22 protein-coding genes and 1 other RNA gene are annotated in these 25,818 nt (G+C 67.1%); 2 read left to right on the top strand and 21 right to left on the bottom strand.

Annotated features, from left to right (window positions below; all coding sequences use genetic code 11):
• Positions 1-10 precede the first annotated feature (10 nt).
• From VH499_RS25830 to rnpB, 18 genes are all read right to left on the bottom strand, one after another.
• Positions 11-829 carry an outer membrane protein assembly factor BamD gene (locus tag VH499_RS25830; protein WP_332055651.1) on the bottom strand — a complete coding sequence of 273 codons (819 nt, stop codon included), beginning with the start codon at positions 827-829 and terminating at the stop codon, positions 11-13.
• Positions 830-948: 119 nt separating this feature from the next.
• Complete coding sequence (gene ftsZ / locus VH499_RS25825) at positions 949-2,733, bottom strand: cell division protein FtsZ (protein ID WP_332055650.1); 1,785 nt, start codon at positions 2,731-2,733, stop codon at positions 949-951.
• 143 nt (positions 2,734-2,876) lie between these two features.
• Positions 2,877-4,112: a cell division protein FtsA gene (gene ftsA / locus VH499_RS25820; protein WP_332055649.1), complete on the bottom strand. Its 1,236-nt coding sequence runs from the start codon at positions 4,110-4,112 to the stop codon at positions 2,877-2,879.
• A gap of 19 nt (positions 4,113-4,131) precedes the next feature.
• The gene (locus VH499_RS25815; protein ID WP_332055648.1) at positions 4,132-5,046 is read right to left on the bottom strand and encodes a cell division protein FtsQ/DivIB; all 915 of its coding nucleotides are present in this window, start codon (positions 5,044-5,046) and stop codon (positions 4,132-4,134) included.
• Complete coding sequence (locus tag VH499_RS25810; protein WP_332055647.1) at positions 5,043-5,972, bottom strand: D-alanine--D-alanine ligase; 930 nt, start codon at positions 5,970-5,972, stop codon at positions 5,043-5,045. Before VH499_RS25810 ends, VH499_RS25815 begins: the two co-directional genes overlap by 4 nt.
• Entirely contained in the window at positions 5,969-6,898 is a 930-nt protein-coding gene (murB, locus tag VH499_RS25805; protein ID WP_332055646.1) for a UDP-N-acetylmuramate dehydrogenase, read from the bottom strand. The genes VH499_RS25810 and murB overlap by 4 nt, the downstream gene beginning before the upstream one ends.
• Positions 6,895-8,358: a UDP-N-acetylmuramate--L-alanine ligase gene (gene murC, locus VH499_RS25800; RefSeq protein ID WP_332055645.1), complete on the bottom strand. Its 1,464-nt coding sequence runs from the start codon at positions 8,356-8,358 to the stop codon at positions 6,895-6,897. Before murC ends, murB begins: the two co-directional genes overlap by 4 nt.
• Positions 8,355-9,476: an undecaprenyldiphospho-muramoylpentapeptide beta-N-acetylglucosaminyltransferase gene (gene murG, locus VH499_RS25795; protein ID WP_332055644.1), complete on the bottom strand. Its 1,122-nt coding sequence runs from the start codon at positions 9,474-9,476 to the stop codon at positions 8,355-8,357. The genes murC and murG overlap by 4 nt, the downstream gene beginning before the upstream one ends.
• Positions 9,476-10,603 carry a putative peptidoglycan glycosyltransferase FtsW gene (locus VH499_RS25790; RefSeq protein ID WP_332055643.1) on the bottom strand — a complete coding sequence of 376 codons (1,128 nt, stop codon included), beginning with the start codon at positions 10,601-10,603 and terminating at the stop codon, positions 9,476-9,478. The genes murG and VH499_RS25790 overlap by 1 nt, the downstream gene beginning before the upstream one ends.
• Complete coding sequence (murD, locus tag VH499_RS25785) at positions 10,600-11,997, bottom strand: UDP-N-acetylmuramoyl-L-alanine--D-glutamate ligase (RefSeq protein ID WP_332055642.1); 1,398 nt, start codon at positions 11,995-11,997, stop codon at positions 10,600-10,602. The genes VH499_RS25790 and murD overlap by 4 nt, the downstream gene beginning before the upstream one ends.
• A 3-nt stretch (positions 11,998-12,000) precedes the next feature.
• On the bottom strand, positions 12,001-13,092 hold the full coding sequence (gene mraY / locus VH499_RS25780) for a phospho-N-acetylmuramoyl-pentapeptide-transferase (protein WP_332055641.1): 1,092 nt from the start codon (positions 13,090-13,092) through the stop codon (positions 12,001-12,003).
• 1 nt (position 13,093) lies between these two features.
• Positions 13,094-14,500 carry a UDP-N-acetylmuramoyl-tripeptide--D-alanyl-D-alanine ligase gene (locus tag VH499_RS25775; RefSeq protein WP_332055640.1) on the bottom strand — a complete coding sequence of 469 codons (1,407 nt, stop codon included), beginning with the start codon at positions 14,498-14,500 and terminating at the stop codon, positions 13,094-13,096.
• Entirely contained in the window at positions 14,497-15,984 is a 1,488-nt protein-coding gene (locus VH499_RS25770; protein ID WP_332055639.1) for a UDP-N-acetylmuramoyl-L-alanyl-D-glutamate--2,6-diaminopimelate ligase, read from the bottom strand. Before VH499_RS25770 ends, VH499_RS25775 begins: the two co-directional genes overlap by 4 nt.
• A complete protein-coding gene (locus VH499_RS25765) occupies positions 15,968-17,818 on the bottom strand; it encodes a penicillin-binding protein 2 (protein ID WP_332055638.1) in 1,851 nt (616 codons plus the stop codon). The genes VH499_RS25770 and VH499_RS25765 overlap by 17 nt, the downstream gene beginning before the upstream one ends.
• Positions 17,815-18,366: a cell division protein FtsL gene (gene ftsL, locus VH499_RS25760; protein WP_332055637.1), complete on the bottom strand. Its 552-nt coding sequence runs from the start codon at positions 18,364-18,366 to the stop codon at positions 17,815-17,817. Before ftsL ends, VH499_RS25765 begins: the two co-directional genes overlap by 4 nt.
• The gene (rsmH, locus tag VH499_RS25755; protein WP_414709842.1) at positions 18,363-19,295 is read right to left on the bottom strand and encodes a 16S rRNA (cytosine(1402)-N(4))-methyltransferase RsmH; all 933 of its coding nucleotides are present in this window, start codon (positions 19,293-19,295) and stop codon (positions 18,363-18,365) included. Before rsmH ends, ftsL begins: the two co-directional genes overlap by 4 nt.
• The gene (locus tag VH499_RS25750) at positions 19,292-19,771 is read right to left on the bottom strand and encodes a hypothetical protein (RefSeq protein ID WP_332055636.1); all 480 of its coding nucleotides are present in this window, start codon (positions 19,769-19,771) and stop codon (positions 19,292-19,294) included. Before VH499_RS25750 ends, rsmH begins: the two co-directional genes overlap by 4 nt.
• Positions 19,772-20,020: 249 nt before the next feature.
• An RNA gene (gene rnpB, locus VH499_RS25745) (RNase P RNA component class A) lies at positions 20,021-20,419 on the bottom strand.
• Positions 20,420-20,722: 303 nt separating this feature from the next.
• On the opposite strand from rnpB, the gene VH499_RS25740 reads away from it, so the two are divergent.
• Positions 20,723-21,175, top strand: a complete 453-nt coding sequence (locus VH499_RS25740; protein WP_332055635.1) for a cupin domain-containing protein — start codon at positions 20,723-20,725, stop codon at positions 21,173-21,175.
• Positions 21,176-21,186: 11 nt separating this feature from the next.
• On the opposite strand, the gene VH499_RS25735 is transcribed toward VH499_RS25740, so the two are convergent.
• The 3 genes from VH499_RS25735 to VH499_RS25725 form a co-directional block, all read right to left on the bottom strand.
• On the bottom strand, positions 21,187-21,876 hold the full coding sequence (locus VH499_RS25735; protein WP_332055634.1) for an N-acetylmuramoyl-L-alanine amidase: 690 nt from the start codon (positions 21,874-21,876) through the stop codon (positions 21,187-21,189).
• Between the two features lie 63 nt (positions 21,877-21,939).
• Positions 21,940-22,713: a TerB family tellurite resistance protein gene (locus tag VH499_RS25730; protein WP_332055633.1), complete on the bottom strand. Its 774-nt coding sequence runs from the start codon at positions 22,711-22,713 to the stop codon at positions 21,940-21,942.
• Between the two features lie 24 nt (positions 22,714-22,737).
• The gene (locus VH499_RS25725; RefSeq protein ID WP_332055632.1) at positions 22,738-23,469 is read right to left on the bottom strand and encodes a sulfite exporter TauE/SafE family protein; all 732 of its coding nucleotides are present in this window, start codon (positions 23,467-23,469) and stop codon (positions 22,738-22,740) included.
• Between the two features lie 72 nt (positions 23,470-23,541).
• Here VH499_RS25725 and uvrB point away from each other — a divergent pair, with 72 nt between their 5' ends.
• The gene (gene uvrB / locus VH499_RS25720; protein ID WP_332055631.1) at positions 23,542-25,731 is read left to right on the top strand and encodes an excinuclease ABC subunit UvrB; all 2,190 of its coding nucleotides are present in this window, start codon (positions 23,542-23,544) and stop codon (positions 25,729-25,731) included.
• Positions 25,732-25,818: the final 87 nt, after the last annotated feature.

The following is a 25,818-nucleotide window of genomic DNA, read 5'->3' as shown; positions in this document are numbered from 1 at the left end:
CGAGATCCGGCTAGAACAGCCCTAGGAACTTGCGCGTTCCCGTGTCGGAGTCGGCCGGCGTGCCCTCGCCGGTCATCAGGTAGTAGGTGTCCTGGTACCAGTCGCTCCCCGGGAAGTTGTAGCCCAGCACGGCGGCGGTTTCCTTGGCCTCGCTCTTGACGCCCAGCGCCAGATAGCACTCGACCAGCCGATGCAGCGCCTCGGGTACATGGGTAGTCGTCTGGTAGCGCTCGATCACCGTCCGGAAGCGGTTGATGGCGCCGACATATTGCTGCTGCCTCTCGTAGTAGCGGCCGATATCCATTTCCTTGCCGGCGAGATGGTCGATGCAGAGTTCGACCTTCAGGCGCGCGTCGCGCGCGTAGGGCGTGTCGGGGAAACGCTTGGCGACGTCGGACAGCGCGTCGAGCGCCTGCTGAGTCACATGCTGGTCGCGGCCCACGTCGGAGATCTGCTCGTAGTAGCAGATGCCCTTGAGATAGTAGGCGTAGGGAATGTCCTTGTGGCCGGGATGAAGCTGGATGAACCGGTCGAGTGCGATGATGGCGTCGTCGTATTTGTTGTTCTGGTAGTAGCTGAAGGCCGCCATGATCTCCGCCTTCGTCGCCCATACCGAATAGGGGTGCTGGCGGTCGACCTCCTCGAACCCCTTGGCGGCGGCCTTGTAGTCCTGGGCGCCGAGAGCATCGAGCGCGCGATTGTAGAGGACCTCGACCGGCTGCTCGCTGTAGGTCTTGTCGTCCGAGGAGTCGCCGCATCCCGCCAATGTCGCGGCCAGCGCCGCGCTGCCGAGCCCCATCAACAACCTGATCTTCAACGCCGTCGCCATATCCTGTCCGTTTCTGCGTGCCGCGGCGGTTATATCACGCCGATGCCAAAAAAAGAGGGGCCGAGCGGGCCCCTCGAAGAAAGCGTGGAAAGTTGCGTGATCCGCGTGAGTTGCGATGGTCAGTTGGCCTGGCGGCGCAGGAACGCGGGGATCTGCAGATCGTCGTCGTCGCGCGCCGGTTTGGCCCGCTCGGTAACGTCGATCGAGGTCTGTACCGGCGCCGGCCGGACCACCGGCTTGGGTGCAGCGACGACGTTTTCCGAAGCCTGGCGCGACACGGCCGGCTCGGTATGCGTGGAAGCGCCAGGCGCTGCCGGTTTGGGCGTGGCAAACGCACCGGTGATGCGCTGGAACAGATTGGGCATCCGGTTCTCGCTCCCCACCGCGCGTGCCACTGCGGGCCGCGAGGTTGGCTCCGTCGCACGCACCGCCGGCCGTATCGGCGGACGGCTCACGCGCCAATCGCTTTCGTCAACCATCGGCTTGTGCTGTGGCGTTGGCGCGGGGGTTGGCGCCAGCGCCGCCGCCGGTACCGCAACGGGCGCGGGGGCCGGCGGCGCGGCCGGCGCGGGCACGGGCTGTGCGACGGGCGCGGCGGCTATCGGCGGCGCGACCGGCATTTCGGCCGCCGCTGGCATTACCTGAACCGGGGACGTTTCCACGGCCGGCAGCGGTACCTGCACAACGGCGGGCTGCGGAGCAGGTGCCAGCGATGGCGCGGGAGCTTGCATCGGCGTCGGATCGGCAGCCACGGGCGGTGCCGGCGAGGGCATCGGCACGGCCATCGCAGGCGCGGCCACCGGTGCCGTCGCCGCAGCCGGCATCGCGATACGGCCGGCCGGCGCCGCCACCGGACGGCTGAGAGCCGGCTGGCCGGTCTGCATCGGCCGATTCATGTCGAGATTGAGATAGTTTGGCACCGGCTGTTGCGAGGCGATGGCCGCGATGCCGGTGGCGACCACGGACACGCGCATGCGACCCTGCATCGTCGCATCGAAGGTCGAGCCGAAGATGATGTTGGCGTCGGGATCGACTTCCTCGCGGATGCGGTTGGCCGCCTCGTCGACCTCGTGCAGCGTCATGTCGAGGCCGCCGGTGATGTTGATCAGCACGCCCTTGGCGCCCTTCATCGAATGGTCTTCGAGGAGCGGGTTGGAGATCGCGCTCTCGGCCGCGACGCGGCTGCGATCCTGGCCCTCGGCCTCGCCGGTGCCCATCATTGCCTTGCCCATCTCGCCCATCACCGTGCGGATGTCGGCAAAGTCCAGATTGATCAGGCCCGGCATCACCATCAGGTCGGTGACCCCGCGCACCCCCATGTGGAGCACGTCATCGGCCATCTTGAAGGCATCGGCGAAGGTCGTCTTCTCGTTGGCGATCTTGAACAGATTCTGGTTGGGGATGACGATCAGCGTATCCACGACCTTTTCAAGCTCGGTGATGCCCTGGTCTGCCGCCTGCATGCGGCGGCGGCCTTCGAAATGGAACGGTTTGGTGACGACGCCGATGGTGAGGATGCCCTGCTCGCGCGCGGCGGCGGCGATGACCGGCGCCGCGCCGGTGCCGGTACCACCGCCCATGCCGGCGGTGACGAAAACCATGTTGGCGCCGTCGAGAAGCTGCAGGATCTCGGGCAGCGCCTCCTCGGCCGCCTGCCGGCCGACCTCAGGTCGGGCGCCGGCACCCAGGCCCTGCGTCACCGTGATGCCGAGTTGCACGCGCCGGTCGGCAAGCGACTGGCCGAGCGCCTGCGCGTCGGTGTTGGCGACAATGAATTCCACGCCTTCCAGCGCGGCGCTGATCATGTTGTTGACGGCGTTCCCGCCCGCGCCACCGATGCCGATGACGGTGATACGGGGCTTAATCTCCGACTCCTTTTGAGGGAGACTGAGGTTGATTGTCATACGGTTTTCTCCACGCAAACGAGAGGGCAATCTGCTCGGAGCGACAGGTCGGCCCCTCTTGCGGGAAGCGCTTAGCCTGCCACCGGCTTGTTCTTCTTTATCAACATCTCTTGGGGACAGTTTCGTCCCACACAACATATTGCCTAAAAGTTTTCCCTAATCCAACTGCCAATCCGGCCAATTCGACTCGACGGCACTTCCGGCACGGCGGGCTGCGATTGCACAGGCGCGTGATGCAGGAGCGCGAAGGAGAGCAGTCCGGCAGCGGCGGAAAATGCCGGCCCGCCGGTCGAATCGGCAAGTCCGGCGAGCCGCAGCGGCGCGCCGGTACGCACTTTCTTATTCAGGATGATGGACGCGACCTCGGTCACGCCGTCGAGCTGGCAGGCGCCGCCGACCAGGACGGCGCGTCCGCCGGCCAACTTATCCACACCGCTCGCCTCGAGACGGCTGCGCACCAGCTCGAACGTCTCCTCGACGCGCGGCCGGATGATGCCCACCAGAATCGAGCGTGGAATATGGTTGGGTTGGGTGCGGTCCTCCTCGCCGATCAGAGGGACGTCGACAATGTCGTACTCGTCGTTCGGTTTGGCGACGGCCCGGCCGATCTGGGTCTTCATGCGCTCGGCATGGGCGAGCGGCGTCGCGAGGCCGCGAGCGATATCGCGCGTGACATGGTCGCCGCCCACCGGGATCGAATCGACGTGCACTAGATGGCCTTCGTAGAACACCGCGATCGAGGTCGTGCCGCCCCCCATGTCGATCAGCGTGACGCCCAGGTCACGCTCGTCGGCAACCAGGGAGCTCAGGCCTGCCGCGTGCGAGGCCACGACCCGCTCGGCGATCTCGAGATGGGCGCGGCGAACGCAGACCTGGAGGTTGCGCATCGCGCTGCTCGCAGCGGTGACGAGATGCACGTCGACGCCCAGCCGCTCGCCGAACATGCCGCGCGCATCGCGCACGGGCGTGCCGTCGACGGTGTAGCCGATCGCCTCCGAATGGACGATGTCGCGGTCCGCCGTCTCTGCCGGCAGGTGGATGTGCTGCTGCACGCGGCGCACGTCGCGCTCGCCGATCTCGTGGTGGCCGATCCCGACTTCCAGTGTCTGGGTATGGGAGGCCGGCGAGCCTCCACTTACCCCGACGATCACCTCGCGGACCTGCTCGCCGCACATCTCCTCGGCCGTCGAGACGGCGGTGGAAATGGCCCGCGTCGCGGCTTCCATGTCGATGATGTTGCCGGTGCGCATGCCGAGCGCGGGCTGGTGGCCGATACCGACCACCCGCAGGCCCTGCCCGTCGACCCGCGCCACGAAGCAGACGACCTTGCTGGTTCCGATATCGAGCGCCGCGATGACGCCATTCCTAGTCCTGGCCACGATGTCCCCCGTGCTTACGCTACACTTTTGACTGAACCGATTTGTTGGCCGCCGCCGACGGCATGTCGTCTGCCGAGCCGCGCTTCCTGAGATAGAGCTTGTCCGGCAACCGAAGATCGATCACGCCGAACTCGCGCGACAAGAGCCTGTAGTCGCTGTCGAGCTTGGCCAGCCGCTGCAGCGCCGCAACCGCGTCCTCTTCCGGCAGCCGAATCTCCACGTCGTTCTTCAGGATCAGGTTCCAGCGCCGCTGCCCGACCCACACCGCCGCGCGCACCTGCTTGGCGACCTGGGGCTCGTAGGCGAGCAGCAGCAGGAGATCGCCGACATGCTCGGGCGCGCCTGCGCCGCCCAGCAACAGAAGCGTGTCGGCGCCAGGCGGCATTCGGCTCGCCCGCACGGTGCGGCCGTTCTGGTCGATCAGCGTATACTCGTTGCCGTTCTGCCAGATTGCGACCGCACGGCGTTCCTTCAGCGTCACATAGAGCGTGTCGGGCAGGCGCCGCTCGATCGTGGCGCTCGCCACCCAGTCGATCGATTCAAGCCGATGGCGGGCGGCCTGCAAATCGATGCCGAGCAACGAATCGCCCGCCTTCACGTTCAGCGCTGCGAGGATGGCTTCCCGGGTGACATAGTCGCGGCCTTCCACTGTCACATCGGCGAGCTTGAAGGGGGTGAGCGCCGTCATCACGCGGTGCGTGACCTCGGCGGCGCGCTCCTGCGCAGTCGCGACCCATCCTTCGTGCCACGCCACCCAGCCGCCGCTGCCACCCAGTCCCAGCAGCAGGACGACAACGCCCAGCAGAACCGGCCGGCGCCACAGCGGCCGGCTCGACTTGCGGCCCGTGCTGCGCTTCTTCCTGCGCCGCCGGTCGTAGTCGCGCCGCCGCGGTGCGCCGCCGGACGAGGTGGGATTGCGTGCGGGCGCTTTCATGCCGGCCGCCTCGCATGATCGACCATCCAGTTCATGAGCTCCGGCCAGGAGATGCCCGCCCATTTCGCCTGCTCCGGCGCGAGCGAGAGCGGCGTCATGCCGGGCTGGGTGTTGAGTTCCAGCATGACCAGGCCCGAGGTCCCCGGCTGGCCGTCGTCCCAGCGCAGATCGGCGCGGCTCAGCCCGTCGCAGCCAAGCGCCTGGTGCGCCTGCAGCGCCCATTGACGCGCCTGCTCATAGACCTCGGGCGGGACGGGCGCCGGCACCAGGTGCTCGGTGATACCGTCGGTGTACTTCGCCTCGTAGTCGTAGAAGCGGGTGCGCGGCCTCAGCTCGGTAACGGCAATCGCCTTGTCGCCCATCACGGCCACCGTCAGCTCGCGTCCCGGCACGAATCGCTCCACCAGCACGCGCTCGCCGAACGCGGCTTCCGCCGCCTCGACGGCGGCGAGATTGTCGCCCTCGCGCACGATGTGGACGCCGACGCTCGACCCCTGGTCGATCGGTTTCACGACGTAGGGACGCGGCATGGGATCGCCCGAGGCCAACGAGCGGCGCTCGACCACCTTGCCGTCGGCGACGCGAATGCCGACGGAGGTAAAGACGTGCCGCGACATCGGCTTGTCCATAGCGAGGGCCGAGGCGAGCACGCCGGAATGGGTGTAAGGCACGGCGAGGATCTCGAGCACGCCCTGGATGCAGCCATCCTCGCCGTATTTGCCGTGCAGAGCGTTGAAGACGACATCGGGGCCCCGGCCCGCTGCCGGCCGCAGGAAGTCGATCAGCGCCTTCAAGTCGCGCTTGACGTCATACTCGATCACCGCGTGGCCGCCCTCGCGCAGGCCCTGGGCGCAGGCCTTGCCACTCACCAGCGAGACCTCGCGCTCCGGCGACCAGCCGCCCATCAGGACCGCAACCGTGCTCATGCCGACGTCCCGGCGGGCTCGCCGATGCGACGGATCTCCCAATCGAGCCGGACGCCGGTCTTCTCGAGCACGCGCCGCCGCACCTCCTCACCCAGCGCCTCGATATCGGCTGCTGTCGCCGCGCCGAGATTGATCAGGAAGTTGCAGTGCTTGTCCGAGACCTGGGCGTCGCCGATCCGAAGGCCGCGGCAGCCGGCGCGGTCGATCAGCTGCCACGCCGTGTCGCCCGGAGGATTCATGAAGGTCGAGCCACCGGTACGGCTGCGTGGCTGCGATTCGATGCGCGCGGCGTCGATTTCAGCGATGCGGCGCGCGATGGCCATGCGATCGCCGAGCCTGCCGCGCAGCAGGGCCGAGGTGAAAATCCAGTCGGTGGGCACTTCGCTGTGACGATAGCTGAACCCCATCTCGGCCGGACCGACGTTGTGGAGGGCACCGCGACGGTCGACCGCTTCGGCCGACATCAGCACCTGCGCGAGCTCACCGCCATAGGCGCCGGCATTCATGCGCAGGGCGCCGCCGATCGTGCCGGGAATGCCACTCAGGAATTCGAGGCCTTCCAGCGCATGGTCGCGCGCGGTAAGCGCCACGTTGAGGTCGAGCGCGCCGGCGCCAGCGCCGACCTCTTCGCCGTCGACGACGATGCCAGTGAAGCCGCGCATCAGGCGGATCACGACGCCCTTCACACCGCCGTCGCGCACCAGCAGGTTTGAACCGACACCCAACACCGTCACCGGCACATCCGCCGGTAACGCCGCCAGGAAGGAAGCGAGGTCCTCGGTATCGGCCGGGCGGAAAAGAACCTCGGCCGGTCCGCCGGTGCGAAACCAGGTTTGCGGCCCGATTGGCGCATCGGCCGTCAGCCGGCCGCGCGGCCTGGCGAGCCTGTCGACCAGATGGGAACGGGACGCAGCGAGTGCCGTCATGCGGCCGACCCCGAATCGTTGGCAATCGAGCGAGGACCCGCATGCTCCGCCGCGAGTTGCTGAAGCTGGCCCGGCAAGGCTTGCGCCCAGGAGGTGATGTTGCCGGCGCCAAGGCACACCACCACGTCGCCCGGCCGCGCGATACGCCAGATCATGCTCGGCAGGTCGCCCGGCCCGTCGAAGGTCATGACGTCGCGATGGCCCGCGCGCTGCACCAGCCCGACCAGCATGTCGCGGTTGACGCCTTCAATCGGCGTCTCGCCGGCGGCATAGACATCAGCGATAATCACGATGTCGGCGTCGCCGAAGCATGTCGCGAACTCGTTCTTGAGCGAGGCGAGCCGCGTGTAGCGATGCGGCTGCATCACGGCGATCACGCGGCCCGAGCCGCCATAGGCCTGGCGGGCGGCGCGCAACACGGCCGCGATCTCGACCGGATGGTGGCCGTAATCGTCGATGACGGTAATGCCGCGCGCCTCGCCGGTCCTGGTGAAACGACGCTTCACCCCCGAGAACGCGCCCAGCGCACGGCGGATGATCTCGTCAGGAAGGCCCATTTCCTGCGCAACGGCGATGGCGGCCAGCGCATTTTGCACGTTGTGCTGGCCGAACATCGGCAACCGCAGCCCGTCGATCGACCGCGATTCGTTGGTGGCGCGATTGGCGACCAGGACGTCGAAGTCGGCGCCGGCGCGATCAAGCCGGAGGTTCATCGCCCGGACGTCGGCATTGACGCCGAGGCCGTAGGTGACGATGCGCCGGTCGGCAATGCGCGGAATAAGCGCCTGCACCTCGGGATGATCGGCGCACAGCACGGCAAAGCCGTAGAACGGCAAATTCTCGACGAAGCGAACAAAAGCATCGCGCAGCGCATCGAAGGTGCCGTAGTGGTCGAGGTGCTCGGGATCGACGTTCGTGACGATGGCGATGGTGGCCGGCAGGCGCAGGAACGAACCATCCGATTCGTCGGACTCCACCACCATCCAGTCGCCGGCGCCGATGCGCGCATTGGTCCCGTAGGCATTGATGATGCCGCCGTTGATCACGGTGGGATCAAGACCGCCGGCGTCCAGCATGGCGGCGACCATCGAGGTCGTCGTCGTCTTGCCGTGCGTGCCGCCGACCGCGATCGACCATTTCAACCGCATCAGCTCGCCCAGCATCTCGGCACGCCGCACTACCGGCACGAGGCGCGCACGCGCTGCCAGCACCTCGGGATTGTCCTTCTTCACCGCGCTCGAAACGACCACCACCTGAGCATTGCTTAAATTGTCGGCGCGGTGTCCGATCGCGACCTTGATCCCGAGCTCGGCCAGCCTGCGCGTGTTGGCGCCTTCAGCCACATCGCTGCCTTGCACTTTGTAACCGAGATTGTGCAGGACCTCGGCGATGCCCGACATGCCGATGCCACCGATGCCGACGAAATGAATGAGACCGATATCGAGCGGCAACGCCCTCATGCGGCGACTCCTGACGGCGTGAATGGAAGGGAAACCAGCTCGGCGACGACGTCGGCCAGCCGTGCCGCCGCATCCGGCCGGCCGGCAGCATGCGCGGCCCGTGCCATCTCGTCGAGGCGGTGTGGTGCCGCAATCAACGCTCCGAGATGGCCGGCGAGCGTGCCGGGAATGAAATCGGCGTGTGGGATCACGATGCACGCGCCGATGGCCTCGAAGGCGCGCGCATTCGCCGTCTGATGATCGTCGGCGGCATAGGGATATGGGATCAGGATCGATGGCCGTCCGACTGCCGCGAGCTCGGCCACCGTCGAGGCGCCCGAGCGGCCGATGACCAGATGCGACGAGGCGATGCGTTGCGGAAGATCGGTGAAGAACGGCGCCAGATCGGCGACGATGCGGGCGCCGGCATAGAGTCGGCGCACATGTTCCAGATCCTCGGGCCGGCATTGCTGCACGAGGCGCAGCCGCGCCCGCAATTCGGGCGGCAGGGACAAGATGGCCTCGGGCACCACCTGGCTGAACGACGCGGCTCCCTGGCTGCCGCCGAAGATCAGGATGTCGACCACGCGTCCGGGGCCGGGTGCACGATAGGATGCGCCGCACAGCGCCCGAACCGGCTCGCGTACCGGATTGCCGACCAGCCGCGCCCGGGGATCGTCGGCGGCAATGTGACGAGTGCGGGCGAAAGACGTCGCCACACGCGCGACGCCGCCCAGCACCAGCCGGTTGGCCTTGCCCAGGACGGCGTTCTGCTCGTGCAGCATCGTCGGCGTGCGACGCAGCCGCGCGGCGATCACGGTTGGCACGGAGGCATAGCCGCCGAAGCCTACCACGGCCGAGGGGCCGATGCGGCGCAGGGCCCGCCAAGCATCGAACAGGCCCAGTCCGAGCGACAGCACGGCCAGCAGTCGCGCGCTGAGGGATCCGCTGGGGCTTGCCGAATGGATGTAGTGGATCGGCCGCCGCGACAGTGCGCCCTGCCACTGCCGGCCGCGCGCGTCGGTCACCAGCGCGAAGGGAACGCCGCGCGCCTCGAGCTCGCCGGCCAGCGCCTCGGCGGGGAAAACATGCCCGCCGGTGCCGCCGGTGGCGAGAACGACAGGGCGCGCCTCGATCATCAGACGATCTCTCTCAAGCCGGCATGCTCGCGCGTCAGCGACAGCATCATGCCGACGCAGATCGCCATCGAGAGCGCGGACGAACCGCCGTAGGAGATGAAAGGCAGCGTCATGCCCTTGGCGGGAATGAGCTGCACCGTCGAGGCCATGTTGATGGCGGCCTGCAGGCCGAACTGCACGCTGAGCCCGGTCGCCGCCAAGGTGATGAAAAGGCTGGTCTCCTTCGAGGCGCGCTGCAAGGCACGCAAGGTCACGAAGGCAAACAACGCGAGGATGATGAGGCACACAATCAGGCCGAACTCCTCGCCGCACACAGCCATCACGAAGTCGGTATGCGCATCGGGAAGCTGGGCCTTCACCGTGCCCTCGCCGGGTCCGCGGCCGAACAGCGATCCGTTCATGAACGCCTCGAGCGCGGTGTTGACCTGATAGTTGTCGCCCGACGAGGGGTCGAGGAAGCGGTCGAAGCGGCTGCGGACATGGCCGAACACGAAGTAGGCGCCGACCAGGCTCGCCGCGCCGCCGATCACGCCGAAGCCCGCGACCCACATCGGCAAGCCGACGACGAAAAGCTGGGCCGCCCACACAGAAGCCACCACGATGCTCATGCCGAGGTCAGGCTGCATCACGAGCAGCGCCAGCACGATGCCGACCAGCAAGGTCGAAAGAATGTATCCCGGCGCGCGGCGCTCGGCGCGGCTTTGCGCCAGCAGCCATGCCGAGATGACGGCAAGGCTCGGCTTCACGAATTCGGATGGCTGGATCCCCGACAGGCCGGGCACGGCAATCCACCGACGTGCGCCCTTGATTTCGACGCCGATTACAAAGGTAAGCGCCAGCAGCACGATGCTCGCCATGAACACCAGCAGCGCCAGCCGGCGCACATGGCGCGGCGAGGTCAGCGAGATGGCGAGCATGAGCGCCAGCGCCATCGGCAGGAAGACGAACTGGCGCTTGGCGAAGATGAACGAATCGGCACCGATGCGCTCGGCGGCGGGCGGCGAGGCGGCAAGCGTGAGCAGCACGCCGAAGGCCATGATGGCGAGGACCGCGCCCAACGCCCAGCGATCGACTGTCCACCACCACTGGCCGATGACACTGCGGTCGTCGCGTGGAACCTGGATCATGCCGCTCTCCCCAATATCTGTGCGCCCGGCAGGGCCCGCGCCATGGCGCGGAACGCATCGCCGCGATGCTCATAGCTCTTCCATTGATCCCACGACGCGCAGGCCGGCGACAGCAGCACGACCGCCGCGCAGCCGTCTCGGGCGCTCTCGCGTTGGCTACGCTCATGCGCGGCATCGAGTGCCGATTTCAGGTCGCCGCATCGGCTGTAGGGCAGCTTCCCCTCGAGCTGGCTTGCGAACAGCTCGGTCGCCCGGCCGATCAGGAAGGCATGCCGCACGCGGTCGAACCAGGGCGCGAGCGGCGTCACGCCGCCCTCTTTCGCCTGGCCGCCCAGAATCCAGTAGATATCGCGATACGACGAGAGTGCGCGCGCCGTCGCATCGGCATTGGTCGCCTTGCTGTCATTCACGTAGACGACTTTGCCGATGGCGGCCACGCGCTCCTGGCGGTGCGGCAGGCCAGGATAGCTTTGCAGACCCTCGACGATGGTCTCTCGCGGAACGCCGAGCCACCGGCAGGCGGCCCACGCACAGGCAGCGTTCTGCGCATTGTGCGTGCCCGGGAGCGTCGGCACGTCCGAGAAATCGACCATGTAACCGTCCGCGTCGACCAGCATGCCGGCGCGAAACGACACGCCGCCGGCGACCGGCCGGTCGGCTGCGACCGGAATGGCGGCCACGCCGGGAAGCGCGGCGACCGTCTCGTGGACGGCGCGCGAATAGTCATCGTCCACCCCGATCACGGCGCAGTCGCCGGCCTGCTGGCGATCGAAGATATGGGCCTTGGCGGCGACGTAGCCTGCCATGTCGCCGTGGCGATCGATGTGATCGGGCGCAATGTTGAGCCATACCGCGACATCGGCGTGGAACGTTTGCAGCAGCTCGAGCTGATAGGAGGAGAGCTCGAGCACGTAGATGCCGTCGGCGCCGAGCGGCGCCAGGTCGAGCGCGCCGCGGCCGATATTGCCGCCGACCTCGCAGGCCATTCCCGCGCTCTTCAGCACGTGGCCGATAAGCGCCGTCGTCGTCGACTTGCCATTGGTGCCGGTGACGGCGACAAAGCGCGCGGCCTTCCGTGCGCGCGCCAGAAGCTCGACGTCGCAGATCACCGGCTTGCCGGCCGCGCGCGCCGCCGCGGCCGCGGGATGGGGCTCGGGCAAGCGATTGGGAATGCCGGGGCTGATGACGAGTGCGCTGATCTTCGGCCAGTCGATGTGAGCCGGCTCGACCAGCTTCGCGCCTGCCTCGGCGGCGGCCTCACGCGAAGGCGCGTTGTCGTCCCAGGCGACGCATTCGATTCCGGCCGCCTCGAGCGCTCGCACCGTCGCCAGGCCGGAGCGCGCGAGCCCCAGCACGGCAAAGGACAAGCCCTTGAGGACGCCAAGATCGATCATGCGCTACCTCAGTTTCAGGGTGGCGAGGCCGACCATCGAGAGGATGGCCGCGATGATCCAGAAGCGGAACACGATGGTCGGCTCCGCCCAACCCTTCTGCTCGAAATGATGGTGCAGGGGCGCCATGCGGAAGATGCGGCGGCCGGTCCATTTGTAGGACACTACCTGCACGATCACCGACACGGTCTCGAGTACGAACAGCCCGCCGACGATGGCCAGCACGATCTCGTGCTTGGTGACGACGGCGACGCCGCCCAGCGCCCCGCCGATCGCAAGCGAGCCGGTATCGCCCATGAACACCATCGCCGGCGGCGCGTTGAACCACAGGAAACCGAGCCCGGCACCGACCAAAGCCGAGAGCAGCACGGAGAGCTCGCCCGAGCGCGGGATGTGGTGGAGATAGAGATAGTTCGTGTAGACGAGGTTGCCGACCACGTAGGCGATCAGGCCGAAGACGATCGAGGCCATGATCACCGGCCCGATCGCGAGACCGTCGAGGCCGTCGGTCAGATTGACCGCGTTCGAAGTGCCGACGATCACCAGCACGGCGAAAATTACGAAGCCCACCAGCCCCAGCGGCACCAGCACGTCCTTCAGGAACGGCAGCGCGAGCGTGTAGCGCAGCGCCGGCGGGGAGGCCTGGGAGATGAAATAGGCGGCGATCGCCGCCACCACGACCGAGAGGCCGAGCTTCACCTTGCCGGGTACGCCCTTGGGATTCTTCTTGGTCACCTTGAGATAGTCGTCCGACAGGCCGACCGCGCCGAAGGCCACGGTAATCCCGAGCACGATCCAGACATACCGGTTGGTGAGGTCGGCCCACAGGAGCGTTGCCGCGGACAGCGAGATCAGGATCAGGAGACCGCCCATGGTCGGCGTACCCTTCTTGCCCATGATGTGGCTCGCGGGTCCGTCCTCGCGGATCGGCTGGCCCTGCCTCTGCTTGCTGCGCAGCCAGCGGATCAGGCGACCACCGATCAGGAAGCTCAGCACCAGTGCCGTCAGGAACGCCGCGATCGAACGGAACGTCAGATAGCGAAACAGATTGAAGGGCGAGAACAAATCCGCCAGCGGATAAAGAAGGTTGTAAATCATATCAGCGTTCCATCTCGCCGCCGCTGGCGGCGAGAACCGCATCGACGACCATCTTCATTTTCGAGCCCAGAGAGCCCTTCACCGCAATCACATCGCCCGCATGCAACGCCGCGGTCACATCGGGCGCGAGCGTCGCCGAATCCGGCCGATGCACGCCCCGCTGGTCCGCCGCGAGGCATCGCCACAGCGCCTTCATGTGCGGGCCGCAGAGAAAGACCTGCTGAGCGCCGCTCGCCGCCACGGCATCGGCAAGTCCGGCGTGATATTCGTCGGCCTTCTCGCCCAGTTCCCGCATGTCACCCAGCACCAGCAGACGCCGGCCGCCCGGTGCCGGTTCGGTGCGTGCAAGTACCGCAAGCATGGCGCGCACCGAGGCGGGGTTCGCATTGTAGCTCTCGTCGAGCAGCTCGATGGTGGCCGAACCGAAGGCGAGACGTCGCCGCGCCCCGCGGCCTGGCGAGGCCTCGACCTTGGCGAGCATTGCCGCCGCCTTGGCGAGGTCGGCGCCCAGCGCCTCGACCGCCGCGAGCGCGGCAAGACTGTTCAGAACCCAGTGCTCGCCGGCCGCGCCCAGCCGATACTCGATCCGCCGGCCATGGATCAAGGCGACAATGTCGCTGCCGCGATCCTGCAGGGAGCACGCTAGAAGTCGCGCGTCGGCAGCCTCGCTACGGCCGAAGCCGACGATCCGGGTCCCACCCAGACGACGGGCGTGCGCGGCCAGCCGCTCGAAGTGCCGGCTGTCACGGTTGAGCACCGCGACCGCACCCTCGCCCATGCCGGCAAACAGGCCGGCTTTTTCGTCGGCGATCGCCTCTTCCGAGCCCATGTGGCCGATATGCGCCGGCTCGACGTTGGTGATAACGCCGACATGCGCCTCGACCAGGCGCGCCAGCGGCTCGATCTCACCGGGGTGGTTCATGCCGATCTCGAACACGCCATAGCGCGCGTCACGCGGCAGGCGAGCGAGACTGACCGGCACGCCGACGTGGTTGTTGAAGCTCGCTGCACTGGCCGTGGTTGGCGCCTGCGCCGCCAACATCGTGCGCAGCGCGTCCTTGGTGCTGGTCTTGCCCACCGAACCGGTGACACTCGCGATTCGCGCTGCGCTGCGCCGGCGGCCAGCGCGGCCGAGGGCGATCAGCGCCTGAAGGGTGTCGGCGACGCGCACCATCCTCCCCCTGGCCTCCGGCAGATCGCGCGACACAACGGCCGCCGCGGCACCGCGCTCGAGCGCCTCGCCAACGAATGCATGGCCATCGGCCGTCTCTCCGGCGAGCGCGAAGAAGAGGTCGCCCTCGGCAACGGCGCGGCTATCGAAGGTGACACCGCTTGCCTCGAATGGTGCGGGCATCGCCAGAGGCGAGAGTGCGCGCTCCACCTCCTCGGAAGTCCAGAGCGCGCTCATGCCTCGCCTCGAACGAGTTGGCGCGCTACCTCGGCATCGTCGAACGGATACGTGACCCCGGCGATCGTCTGCCCCGTCTCATGACCCTTGCCGGCGATCAGGAGCAGATCGTCCGCCGAGCGGAGTGCGGCGAGACCGTGCGCGATCGCGGCGCGGCGCCCTTCGCCTACCTCGGCCCAGTTCTTCCGCTCAACCGGAATGCCGCGCCGGATCTCGGAGCGGATCGTCGCGGGCTCCTCCGACCGTGGATTGTCGTCGGTGACCAGCGTCAGATCGGCGAGGCGCGTGGCGATCTCGCCCATCACGGGCCGCTTGGCACGATCGCGATCACCGCCGCAGCCGAACACCACGACCAGCCGGCCCTTGGCGAACGGGCGCAGTGTCGCGAGGACAGTCTCGAGCGCTTCGGGCTTGTGGGCATAGTCGACATAGACCGGCGCGCCGCTTGCATGCCGCGCCACGAGCTGAAGCCGGCCGGCGGCGCCGCTCAGTGTCGCGAGTGCCGCCATCACACGTGCCGGATCACCGCCCGTGGCCACGACGAGGCCCAGCGCCGCCAGCGCATTCGAGGCCTGGAAGCCCCCGACCAAAGGCAGATCGGTCTCGTGGCGTGTACCCAGCGCTTCGATCGCAAGATGCTGACCGGCCGGCGTCGGCACGTCGCTCAGCAATCGGAACTCACGGCCCTTGGCGCCATAGGTCCAGAAGCGGAGGCCGCGCCGGGCGCAGATCGCCGCCACCGCGTCCGCACGCGAGCTGTCAGCATTCACCACAGCCGTGCCATCCGCGGACAGGAGATCCTCGAACAGCCGTGCCTTGGCCGCAAAATATGCGTCCATCGAGGGGTGATAGTCGAGATGCTCGTGCGTGAGATTGGTGAAGGCCGCCGCCGCAAACTTGAGGCCGTCGAGCCGGTGCTGGTCAAGACCGTGGCTCGAAGCTTCGAGGGCGAGATGCGTCACGCCTTCGCGCGCGAGAGCGGCGAGGTCGGCATGGAGCTGCACCGGATCGGGTGTCGTGAGCCCGGCATCGCGCGTGAAGCCCGGCGAGACGATGCCTAGCGTGCCGACGCTCGCCGCCTTCAGGCCCAGCGCGGCCCAGATCTGGCGCACGAAATGGACGGTCGAGGATTTGCCGTTGGTGCCCGTCACGGCGACGATGGTCGCGGGTTGCAGGCCGGCGAAGGCCGCCGCCATCAGCGCCACGCGCCGGCGGGAATTGGGATCGCGCACGACCGCTATTTCCGGCGCAAGCGGCGGCAGCACCGAGTCGGGCGCGGCGAGGATCGCGACCGCGCCGCGCTTTACCGCCTCGGCGACGAAGCTTGCACCGTCGGCGTGCGAGCCCGCGAGGGCGGCGAACAAGAAACCTGGCTGGACCTTGCGCGAGTCGAGAGTGAGGCCGGCAATGGAGGGATCGCGCGGCAGCGCGCCGACGGCTGCGGAGTCGGCGCTCTGTCGCATGAGATCACTCAACCGAAGCACGACGCACTCCCGGAGGCGCCGCCAAATGCTCACCGGGCCGCAATGGCAGCGCCTTGTGGTCGACCCTTTGCCCGCGCGCAGCCACCGGCACCGCGCGCGCCATGGTATTCTGCTGGACCGGCCGCGACGAGATCTCGAGCGAGGCCGGCCGCGCATTCCAGTCGCCCGGCAGAATGCCATAAAGCGACACGATGTCCTCGATGATCACCTTCACGCTGGGTGCGGCGACCATGCCGCCGGTCGCGTAGCCGCCGGTCTCCTTGGTACCTTTCGGCTCGTCGAGCGAGACCAGGACGATGAACTTCGGGTCGCTCATCGGAAAGGCGCCGACGAACGAGCTGAACAACGCCTTCCGGGCGTAAGCGCCGTGCGCCACCTTCTCGGCCGTGCCGGTCTTGCCGCCGACTTCGTAGCCGGTCAAATCGGCCTTCTTGCCGGTGCCCTCGACTGCATTGAGACGCATGAGCTGGCGCATCGTCATGGAAGTCTTGGCCTGGATCACGCGGCGGCCCGGATCGCTCGCCGACGTGCGCTTGAGGAAGGTCGGCGGGAACTCGATGCCGCCGTTGATCATCGCCGCCACCCCCATGACCACGTGCAACGGGGTCACGGACATGCCATGCCCGAAGGCGATGGTCATGGTGTTGATCTTCGCCCAGTGCTGCGGATAGAGCGGCGTGCCGAGCTCCATCAGCTCGGTGTGGATCGGCTTCAGGAAGCCGATCTTGTCGAAGAAGGCGCGCTGCGCCTCGGTACCGACCTCGACCGCCATCTTGGCCGAGCCGATGTTGGACGAGAACTTGAAGACCTCCGGCACCGTGAGCACGCGGTGCGGTACGTCGGGATCGTCGTGGATGGTGAAGCGGTCGATCTTGATCGGCGAGCTGGCATCAAACCTGTCGGCGAGAGTGACCTTGCCGCTGTCGAGCGCGAGCGCGGTATTGAAGACCTTGAACATCGAGCCCTGCTCGTAGACGCCGAGCGTGGCGCGGTTGAACAGGGCTTCGTTGGTGATCGTCCTCGCCTTGTTGGCGTCATAGGTGGGCAGCGACGCGAGTGCCAGGATCTCGCCGTTCGTCGCATCCATCACGATCGCCTGGGCGCCGATCGCCGAGAACTTCTGGACTGCATGCGCGATCTCGTCCTCGACCATGCGCTGCAGGCGCAGATCGATCGAGAGCTGTACGGTCTGGCCGCTCTGAAGCTGCTGGTCGAAGTAGCGCTCGGCGCCGCCGAGGCCGGCATTGTCGATGCTGGCATAGCCCACGACATGCGCGCCGGTCATGCCTTGCGGGTAGATGCGCCGTTCCTCGGCCTGGAACTCGAGGCCGGGAATGCCGAGCCGGTTCACGCGGTCATTCTCTCGCGGGCTCAGCCCGCGCTTGACCCACACGAAGGTCTTGTCCGAATCGAGCTTGGCCTTGACTTCGTCGTACTTGAGGTCAGGCAGCGCCGATACGATCTTGCGGGCCGCATCCTGTGCGTCGATCACCAGGTGCGGATTGATGAAAGCCGACATCACCGGCAGGGACGTCGCGAACACGATGCCGTTGCGGTCGACAATGTCGGCGCGCTCCGACTGGATCGTCCCGCCGCGTGCCGCCACGCGCTGGGTCGGCTCGCCGCCGTCGCGCAGCAGCGAGACGTAGGACATGCGCATGGCGATCGCCATGAAGGCAACCACCAGGAGCACCGACGTGACGACCAGCCGCTGGCGAGCCGTCTCCTGCACGTCGCCCTTGTGGCGCTCCTTGGGCAACGTGAAATGCGCGCCGGCCGCCGCGGGGGACGCGGCGGCCGGTTCGGGCGGGACTGCCTTGCGCCACGGCCTCACCGACGCTCCCCTTCGTTTCTCGCGAGGATGTCGTCGATGGTCACCGCGGCGCCGCGGCCCGCACCAACCGGACCCGGGGGGGCCGGCGCTTCAGCAAGAGCCGGTCGAGGGGGCGTCGTGGGTCCGGATGAACGCCCTGAAAGGGGTGCGGAGGCCGGCGAGGGGCGGCCGGCCTCCGCTGCGACGCGACCGCCACCGGGCAAGCTCGACGAGGGGACGTCGTTGCCCGTTCGTGGGGGGGAAGGGAGTGGCGTATCGCGTCGCGGGGGGACAGATGGGTTTCCAAGGGAATCGAGACGCACGACCTGCTTGATCGACGCCTGTTCGAGCGAGAGATGGGCCTGCGCCAAATGCTCGATGCGCTCGGCCTCGTTGAGGTGCGCCCACTCGATCTTGAGGATGTGGGTTGCCTGCTGGCTTTCGACGATCTTCTGGTTGGTGCGATCGATCCTCTCCTCGAGATCCTGCACCTTGTACTTGACGGCAAACAGGCCGACCGCCGTGCCGACGGCGACCACCGACCAGAAAAGGAGTCCGCGATGGATCATGCGCGACTCCCGAGCTTCTCGGCGACCCTGAGCCGCGCCGAGCGCGCGCGTGCGTTGCTGGTGACCTCCGCATCGCTGGGCGTCACCGGCCGGCGCGTGAGGTCGCGCAGACTAGCGGCGTGCGCCGTCCGGGGTGGTGCGTGGCGGGAGGGCGCCGGCGAGCGGCCGGCTCTCTTGCGCACGAAGTCCTTGACCGCGCGATCTTCGAGCGAATGAAAGGAGACGACGGCGAGCCGCCCGCCCGCGGCGAGAACGGACTCGGCAGCGGTCAGTCCGCGCTCGATCTCGCCCAGCTCGTCGTTGACTGCGATGCGCAACGCCTGAAAGCTGCGTGTGGCGGGATCGATCTCGTCCTTCGCAGAGGAACCGACCGCGCGGCGCACGATCTCGGCCAGCTCGCCGGTAGTCTCGATGCGCTTCTCCTTGCGTCGCGCGACGATGCTACGCGCCACGCGACGGCTGTGGCGCTCCTCGCCGTAGCGCCAGAAGATGTCGGCGAGCTCTTTCTCGTCCGCCTCGTTCACCAGATCGGCCGCCGACGGTCCGCGCTTTTCCATGCGCATGTCGAGCGGGCCGGAAGCGCGGAAGGAGAAGCCGCGTTCGGCGCGGTCGAACTGCATCGACGAGACGCCGAGATCGAGTGCCACGCCGTCCACCTCTGCGACACCCTCGGCCGACAAGATTTCGACCATGTCGCCAAAACGGCCCTCGATCAGGCGCAGGCGCGGCGCATAACGCTCGGCGAGCGCCTGGCCTGCGGCCACCGCGTCGGGATCGCGATCGATCGCGATCACGTGGCAATCGGCGCGGTCGAGCAGGCCGGTCGCGTAGCCGCCCCCGCCGAAGGTGCCGTCGACATAACGGCCGCCGTCGCGCGGCCGCAACGCGTCGATCACTTCCTGAAGCAGCACGGGAACGTGGCCGGTCATGCCTCGCCTCCCGTGAGGCCGCGCACGAAGACCGCCATCTTCCCGCGATCGGAGTCGCGGCGCGCCTGCCAGCGCTTGGGATTCCAGAGCTGGAACTTGTCTCCCTTGCCGACCAGCATCACGCCGTCGCTGACCTCCAGGACCTCGGCGAACTCGGCCGGCAGCGTGAAGCGGCCGTCGGGTTCCATCGGCACGTTCCGCGCGCTGGACGAGAGATAGCCGGCCGGATCGAAGGCCTCGTCGTCGAGTGCAACCTTGAGCGCGCCTTTCGGGCCCAGCGCCTCGGCGCGCAGGCGTTCGAGCATGGCATCGAAGCCGGCGCGGCTGTTGCCGTTCACGACACCCGGCACGTTGGGCGAGTGATAGAGGATGAAAGCGCCACGGTCCTCCGCCGGCAGCTCATCGCGAAAGGCGGCGGGCAGCAGAACCCGTCCCTTCTTGTCGAGCTTGATCAGGATTTCGGACCGGAATGCCAACGGCCCTCTCCCCCTGCATCCCGCGCCGCTGGTGCCCCACGCCCCTGCGCTTACTGATACACGGGATACAATGGGATACCATGGGAATTCCAGGGATGCAACTGCCAAAGCGGGAATCACCAAGGAATCTTAAACGCTTAGCCGCTATATCTATTGTCGGTCATATGCAAAAAACCGCAAGGCCTTGTGCAGACCCATCCCAGCCCGTGAAACCAAGCGGAAAAGGCTGCTGGCCTTTGCGGCTGAATAAGGATCAGACGGCCTGTAAGCCGGGTTCTGTCCCGCCTCTGCGGCAGGGATGGCCATTCCTCTGGGACGCTCGTCGCCGAGCGCCTCGCGCGACCGACCCGGATGGCAGCGCAGAGACGCGCTTGCCGGTTGCCCGGCGTGCCACCCCTATTTGGTCTTGCTCCCGGTGGGGTTTGCCGTGCCGCTTCCGTTGCCGGTCGCGCGGTGGGCTCTTGCCCCACCGTTTCACCCTTGCCACCCGGTGCGCCCAATGGGCGAACCAGGCCGGCGGTCTGTTCTCTGTGGCACTTTCCCTGGGGTTGCCCCCGCCGGCCGTTAGCCGGCACCGTGTCTCCGTGGAGCCCGGACTTTCCTCACCCGGACGGTTGCCCGCCCGAGCGCAGCCATCCGGCCGTCTGATCCGGCGGCGTAGCTAGGCCCTCGCCCTCACCCGGTCAAGCCGATCCGCTCGCCTGAAATCAGCTCTCGGCAAATCACCGTCGTCCCCGAGCGGAGTGTAGCGAAGTCGGCGGACCGTGCTTCGACGAATGGCTCCAAATCCTTGAGATAAGGTCCCTCCACTACGCCTCGCTTCAGCGCACGGGGTGCCGCGCGCTACTCGGCTTCGGTCGGGACGACGGCGACCTGACAGGCTATCGAGATCTGATTGTGGCTGCCCGGTAGCCGACCTACCTTCTTGCTGTCCGCAACGAGGAGGTGCCCATGCCCATCAGCAAGGGTGTCGTTGTGCCGCCAGGCGGCGGCAAGCATCTCGAGGAAGCGTCGGGCCAGGTCATGTCCATGAAGCTGTTCGGTCGCGAGACCGGTCAGAGCGTGACCTTGTTCGAGCAGGCGGTGCCGGCCGGCTCCAAGAACAGCTGGCTCCATCTGCATCGTGACAGCGACGAGGTCGCCTGGGTGCTTGAGGGAGAGTTCACGTTCAAGATCGGCGACAAGGTGACGACCGGCGGACCAGGCACCTGCGCCTTCCTGCCGCGCAACGTACCCCACGCCTGGAAAAACAGCGGCGACCAGCCGGGCCGAGTCGTGTTCGTCTATACCCCGGCTGGCGCCGGTCGCTTCGTCGAGGGCATGCTTGAGCGGCCGGCCGAAGGCGATCTCAGGAAGCGGCTAGAGGAGTCCGGCTGGGAAGTGCTCGGGCCCAATCCACTCTGAAGTATTCCGTTTCAGGTCTGCGATCCCACCTGGTCGAGCAGCCCGGCGAGCAGGGCGCGTGTCTCGCGGTCGGCCACACCGTCGACACGCGTGGATCGAAAGTGACGCTGGAAGGCCTTCACGATCTCTTCGGGCGCGAGGTCGCGCGGCGGCGAATAGCCGAAGCGCTGCAGGGCCGGCAGGATGTCGCCTTCGATCGGCGCGGCCCCGGCCTTGGGCCAGAGCCCGATGCCCGCGTCCGCCAAGGCCTTCCAGGGAAAGCGCAGGCCGGGATCGATCTTGCGCCCGGGTGCGATGTCGGAATGGCCGACGACATTCTGCGGCACGATCGCGGGATGACGCGCAAGGATCGCACGACAGAGCTCGATCAGCACCGCGATCTGTCGCGGCGGATAATCGTGTCGATCGCCGTGCAGGTTCACGATCTCGACTCCGGTCGAGCGCACGTTCAGCGCCTCGTATCCGCGCCAGTGCGAACGGCCGGCATGCCAGGCGACGCGATCCTCCGGCACGAGGCGATAGACCGTGCCGTCCTCATCAAGCACATAGTGCGCGCTGACGCGTGTCTCTCGCGCCGCGTCACTCAGCACATCGAGCGAATCCTTGAGTGGCAGCTCCGTGTAGTGCAGCACCAGGATGTCGACCGGCCCGCCCGCAGGCCGCACCGCCTGATTGGGCGAAGGGCGGTCAATGATGTTCATTGGACAGCGTGCATCCCCGGCGCTCATGAGCGGCCTGAAAGCCCGCGGTCCGCTCGAACATGATCATGCCGCCGCCAGACCGCGCTGGCGCCGGAGGCGGTCGTAGGCGTCGTTGATCAGCGCGAGCTTGCGGTTGGCGACGGCGATCGCCTCCTCAGGCAGGCCCTCGGCGATCAGACGATCCGGATGATTGGCCCGCACCTGGCGCAGCCAGGCCTCGCGGATTTGTTCGTCGGTCGCCAGCGGATCGATACCCAAAATCACGCAAGGTTCGCACTCTACATCACCCAGCGCCGCAGCCCGCGCCCGCTCGAACCGCTCGGCACTCAAGCCGAAGATGCTCGCTACCCTGGAAAGGTACTCGGCCTCCTCCGTCGTCACGTCGCCGTCGGCACGGGCAATGTCGAACAGGCCCTCGAGCACGTTCTCCAAAATCTCGGGCGCGTCGGGAAACAACGCCGCCACCTGGCGTGCATACGGCTCGAAACCTGCAGCGTCGCGCTTGGCGAGGTCGAAGAAGCGCTCAACATTGCGCTCTTCGCCCGGCGGCACCTGAAAGAAGGAGCGAAACGCCTCGACCTCGATGCCCGTCACATCGCCGTCGACCTTGGCCATCTTGGCACCGAGCGCGATCACGCCGATGGTGAAGGCGATCTGGCGCAGGCCGGGATGATCCGCGGGGTCGCGCCGCTCGGCCGGCGCGGTCTCGCCACTCGGCCGCTCCTCGAGCACATATTGGTCGACCGCATGACCGGCCATCACTCCGAGCAAGGCAGCAATCGGCCCGCCCAGCGCGAAGCCCGCCGTACCTCCCACGATCTTGCCCCAGATTTTCATGCCGCCACCGCTACGCGTCCCTGCTCACAGGATCAAGGCGCCGATCGCCACCGCAACCAGCAGGACGAGTGCAAGACGGCGGTAGAATCCTTCGCTGGCGAGGGGAAATAGCCGCTCGCCTAGCATGCCACCTGCAACCACCGCAGGTGCGAGGCAAAGGCCGAGGATTCCGGTGTCTGGCCGCACGAGGTCACGCGCCACGAACGCCGCGAGTGCGGCGACGTCGACGAACACGAAGTATGTCGTGAGGTTGGCCCGCACGCGCTCGACGCTGTCCTTGCCGGCGAGATAGTAGAAGGCGATGGGCGGCCCGGCCATGCCGGAGAGGCCATTGAGGAAGCCGCTGATCCCACCCGCGACCAGCGTTGGCGCAGGGCGCGGCTTGCCATGGTAGCGCCAGCCGCTCGCCAGCAGCGCCACCGCCGCGAGGACGATCGCCGAAATCGCCCAGCGCATCGGCTCGGGTTCGATTTGGGTAAGCGTGAAGTTCCCGATCGGCACCGCTACCGCCGCGGCCATCAAGAGAAGGCCGATGCGCCGCCAGTCGACATGGGCCACGGCGCGAGGCAATAGCGGCAAAGCCACGACGACCTCCAGCATCAGGCACAGCGACACGCCGATCCCGGGACCGTAAAGCGCCGAAAAGGCGGGCGTCATCAGCATGGCGGCGCCGAAGCCCGAGAAACCGCGTACCATGCCGGCGATCACGGCGATCGAGGCGGCGATCAGGAAGGAAGGAGCGAGGAGGTCGGGCATTCACAAGTCTGGAAGGGAGGACCTCCCTCTAGCATTGCAGGCGCCCGGCACGGGCATCATATAATGCAGGCCATGCCCTCAAAGAATCTCGCTGTTTCCCCCGTGCCGCTCCTGATGCCGTACGTCCAGCGGCGTCCGGAGAATGTCGGAGGCAAGCCCTTCAGGCTCGTGTCGGACTACACGCCGGCGGGCGACCAGCCGGAAGCGATCCGTCAGCTCATCGAGGGCGTGACCGGGGGCGAGAAGGACCAGGTGCTGCTCGGCGTCACCGGCTCGGGGAAGACCTTCACCATGGCCAACGTCATCGCCTCGCAGCGGCGGCCGGCCCTGGTCCTGGCGCCCAACAAGACGCTGGCGGCGCAGCTCTACGGCGAGATGAAGGGCTTCTTCCCGGAGAACGCGGTCGAGTACTTCGTCTCCTATTACGACTACTACCAGCCCGAAGCCTACGTGCCGCGCACCGACACCTATATCGAGAAGGACTCGTCGATCAACGAGCAGATCGACCGCATGCGCCACTCGGCGACGCGTGCTCTGATGGAGCGCGACGATGTGGTGATCGTGGCTTCGGTTTCGTGCATCTACGGCATCGGGCCGCTCGAAAACTACCAGGCGATGACCTTCCGCCTGCACAAGGGCCAGAAGATCGACCGCACCACCCTGCTCCGCCGCTTCGTCGAGCAGCAGTACAAGCGCAACGACAACGCCTTCCAGCGCGGCACCTTCCGTGTGCGTGGCGACACGATCGATCTCTTCCCGGCCCACTACGAGGACAAGGCGTGGCGCATCGAGCTGTTCGGCGACGAGATCGATTCCATAACCGAATTCGATCCGCTCACCGGCGAGAAGTCGGCCACGCTGACCGACGTCGTCGTCTATGCCAACAGCCACTACGTGACACCGCGGCCGACGATGCAACACGCCATCCAGCAGATCAAAGCCGACCTCAGACAGCGGCTCGACGAGTTCAACCGCGCCGGCCGGCTTCTGGAAGCACAGCGGCTGGAACAACGCACCCTGTTCGACATCGAGATGCTCGAGACGACCGGCGCCTGCGCCGGCATCGAGAACTATTCGCGCTATCTCACCGGCCGCAGGCCGGGCGAGCCGCCGCCGACCCTGTTCGAGTACTTCCCCGAGAACTCGCTGCTGATCGTCGACGAGAGCCACGTCACGGTGCCGCAGATCGGCGGCATGTTCCGTGGCGACTTCAACCGCAAGAGCGTGCTGGCCGAGTTCGGCTTCCGCCTGCCCTCGGCAATCGACAACCGGCCACTGAAGTTTGAGGAATGGCAGGCGCTGCGGCCCCAGACCACGTTCGTCAGCGCCACGCCCGGGCCGTGGGAGATGGAGCGCACGCAAGGCATCTTTATCGAGCAGGTCATCCGGCCGACCGGGCTGATCGATCCCACCGTCATCATCCGGTCGGTGGAGAAGCAGGTCGACGATCTGATCGCCGAGTGCAAGGACTGCGCCAGGAAAGGCCAGCGCGTGCTGGTCACAGTGCTCACCAAGCGCATGGCCGAGGATCTGGTCGAGTATCTCCACGAGGCCGGCATCCGCTGTCGCTACCTCCATTCCGACATCGACACGCTGGAGCGCATCGAGATCATCCGCGACCTGAGACTCGGCGCGTTCGACGTCCTGGTCGGCATCAACCTTCTGCGCGAGGGCCTCGACATTCCCGAATGCGCGCTGGTCGCTATCCTCGATGCCGACAAGGAGGGCTTCCTGCGTTCGCCGACCTCGCTGGTGCAGACGATCGGCCGTGCCGCGCGCAACGTCGAGGGTCGCGTCATTCTCTATGCCGACAAGCAGACCGATTCGATCAAGTACGCCGTCGCCGAGACCGACCGGCGCCGCGCCAAGCAGCTCGCCTACAACAAGGAGCACGGCATCACGCCGGCCTCGATCAGGAAGAACATCGCCGAAATCCTGCAGTCCACCGCCGAGCGCGACCACTATACGATCGACACCGGCGTGTCGGGTGACGTGCACCTGATTGGACACAATCTACGCAGCCATATTGCCGAGCTCGAGAAGCGCATGCGCAATGCCGCTGCCAATCTCGAATTCGAGGAAGCCGCCCGCATCCGCGATGAGATCCGCCGCCTCGAGGCCAACGAGCTCGAGTTGCCCGGCCAGGCGGTTGGCGCCACGGCCAACATCAATCTGGGCAAGATGCAGAACAGCCGTGTCTTCCGCGGTGTGCGCACCGGTTCGGGTTCACGCGGCCGTCCGGCGCGGCGCAGCGGTCGATAATAAGGTCGGACGGACCACCCGGCTTGACGTAGCATAGGGCCATAGTTCGCAGGATTGATCCCGGCGCCGCGCGATGACGCCGAACCC

Source organism: Reyranella sp. (assembly GCF_036558665.1).
GTDB lineage: Bacteria > Pseudomonadota > Alphaproteobacteria > Reyranellales > Reyranellaceae > Reyranella.
The sequence above is the reverse complement of the archived record's forward strand: the minus strand, read 5'-3'. Positions and strand labels throughout refer to the sequence as shown.

Excerpts from the sequence above, each read along its gene's own strand:
- VH499_RS25810 (WP_332055647.1), bottom strand. The coding sequence starts at position 5,972 with ATGAGCACGGTTGCGGTCCTGATGGGCGGCTGGTCGCCGGAGCGCGAG.
- VH499_RS25740 (WP_332055635.1), top strand. The coding sequence starts at position 20,723 with ATGCCCATCAGCAAGGGTGTCGTTGTGCCGCCAGGCGGCGGCAAGCAT.
- VH499_RS25730 (WP_332055633.1), bottom strand. The coding sequence starts at position 22,713 with ATGAAAATCTGGGGCAAGATCGTGGGAGGTACGGCGGGCTTCGCGCTG.
- murC (WP_332055645.1), bottom strand. The coding sequence starts at position 8,358 with ATGAGGGCGTTGCCGCTCGATATCGGTCTCATTCATTTCGTCGGCATC.
- VH499_RS25775 (WP_332055640.1), bottom strand. The coding sequence starts at position 14,500 with ATGAGCGCGCTCTGGACTTCCGAGGAGGTGGAGCGCGCACTCTCGCCT.
- VH499_RS25815 (WP_332055648.1), bottom strand. The coding sequence starts at position 5,046 with ATGAAAGCGCCCGCACGCAATCCCACCTCGTCCGGCGGCGCACCGCGG.
- murB (WP_332055646.1), bottom strand. The coding sequence starts at position 6,898 with ATGACGGCACTCGCTGCGTCCCGTTCCCATCTGGTCGACAGGCTCGCC.
- ftsL (WP_332055637.1), bottom strand. The coding sequence starts at position 18,366 with ATGATCCATCGCGGACTCCTTTTCTGGTCGGTGGTCGCCGTCGGCACG.
- VH499_RS25725 (WP_332055632.1), bottom strand. The coding sequence starts at position 23,469 with ATGCCCGACCTCCTCGCTCCTTCCTTCCTGATCGCCGCCTCGATCGCC.
- mraY (WP_332055641.1), bottom strand. The coding sequence starts at position 13,092 with ATGATTTACAACCTTCTTTATCCGCTGGCGGATTTGTTCTCGCCCTTC.
- uvrB (WP_332055631.1), top strand. The coding sequence starts at position 23,542 with ATGCCCTCAAAGAATCTCGCTGTTTCCCCCGTGCCGCTCCTGATGCCG.
- ftsZ (WP_332055650.1), bottom strand. The coding sequence starts at position 2,733 with ATGACAATCAACCTCAGTCTCCCTCAAAAGGAGTCGGAGATTAAGCCC.
- VH499_RS25830 (WP_332055651.1), bottom strand. The coding sequence starts at position 829 with ATGGCGACGGCGTTGAAGATCAGGTTGTTGATGGGGCTCGGCAGCGCG.
- VH499_RS25735 (WP_332055634.1), bottom strand. The coding sequence starts at position 21,876 with ATGAACATCATTGACCGCCCTTCGCCCAATCAGGCGGTGCGGCCTGCG.
- murG (WP_332055644.1), bottom strand. The coding sequence starts at position 9,476 with ATGATCGAGGCGCGCCCTGTCGTTCTCGCCACCGGCGGCACCGGCGGG.
- rsmH (WP_414709842.1), bottom strand. The coding sequence starts at position 19,295 with ATGACCGGCCACGTTCCCGTGCTGCTTCAGGAAGTGATCGACGCGTTG.
- VH499_RS25790 (WP_332055643.1), bottom strand. The coding sequence starts at position 10,603 with ATGATCCAGGTTCCACGCGACGACCGCAGTGTCATCGGCCAGTGGTGG.
- murD (WP_332055642.1), bottom strand. The coding sequence starts at position 11,997 with ATGATCGATCTTGGCGTCCTCAAGGGCTTGTCCTTTGCCGTGCTGGGG.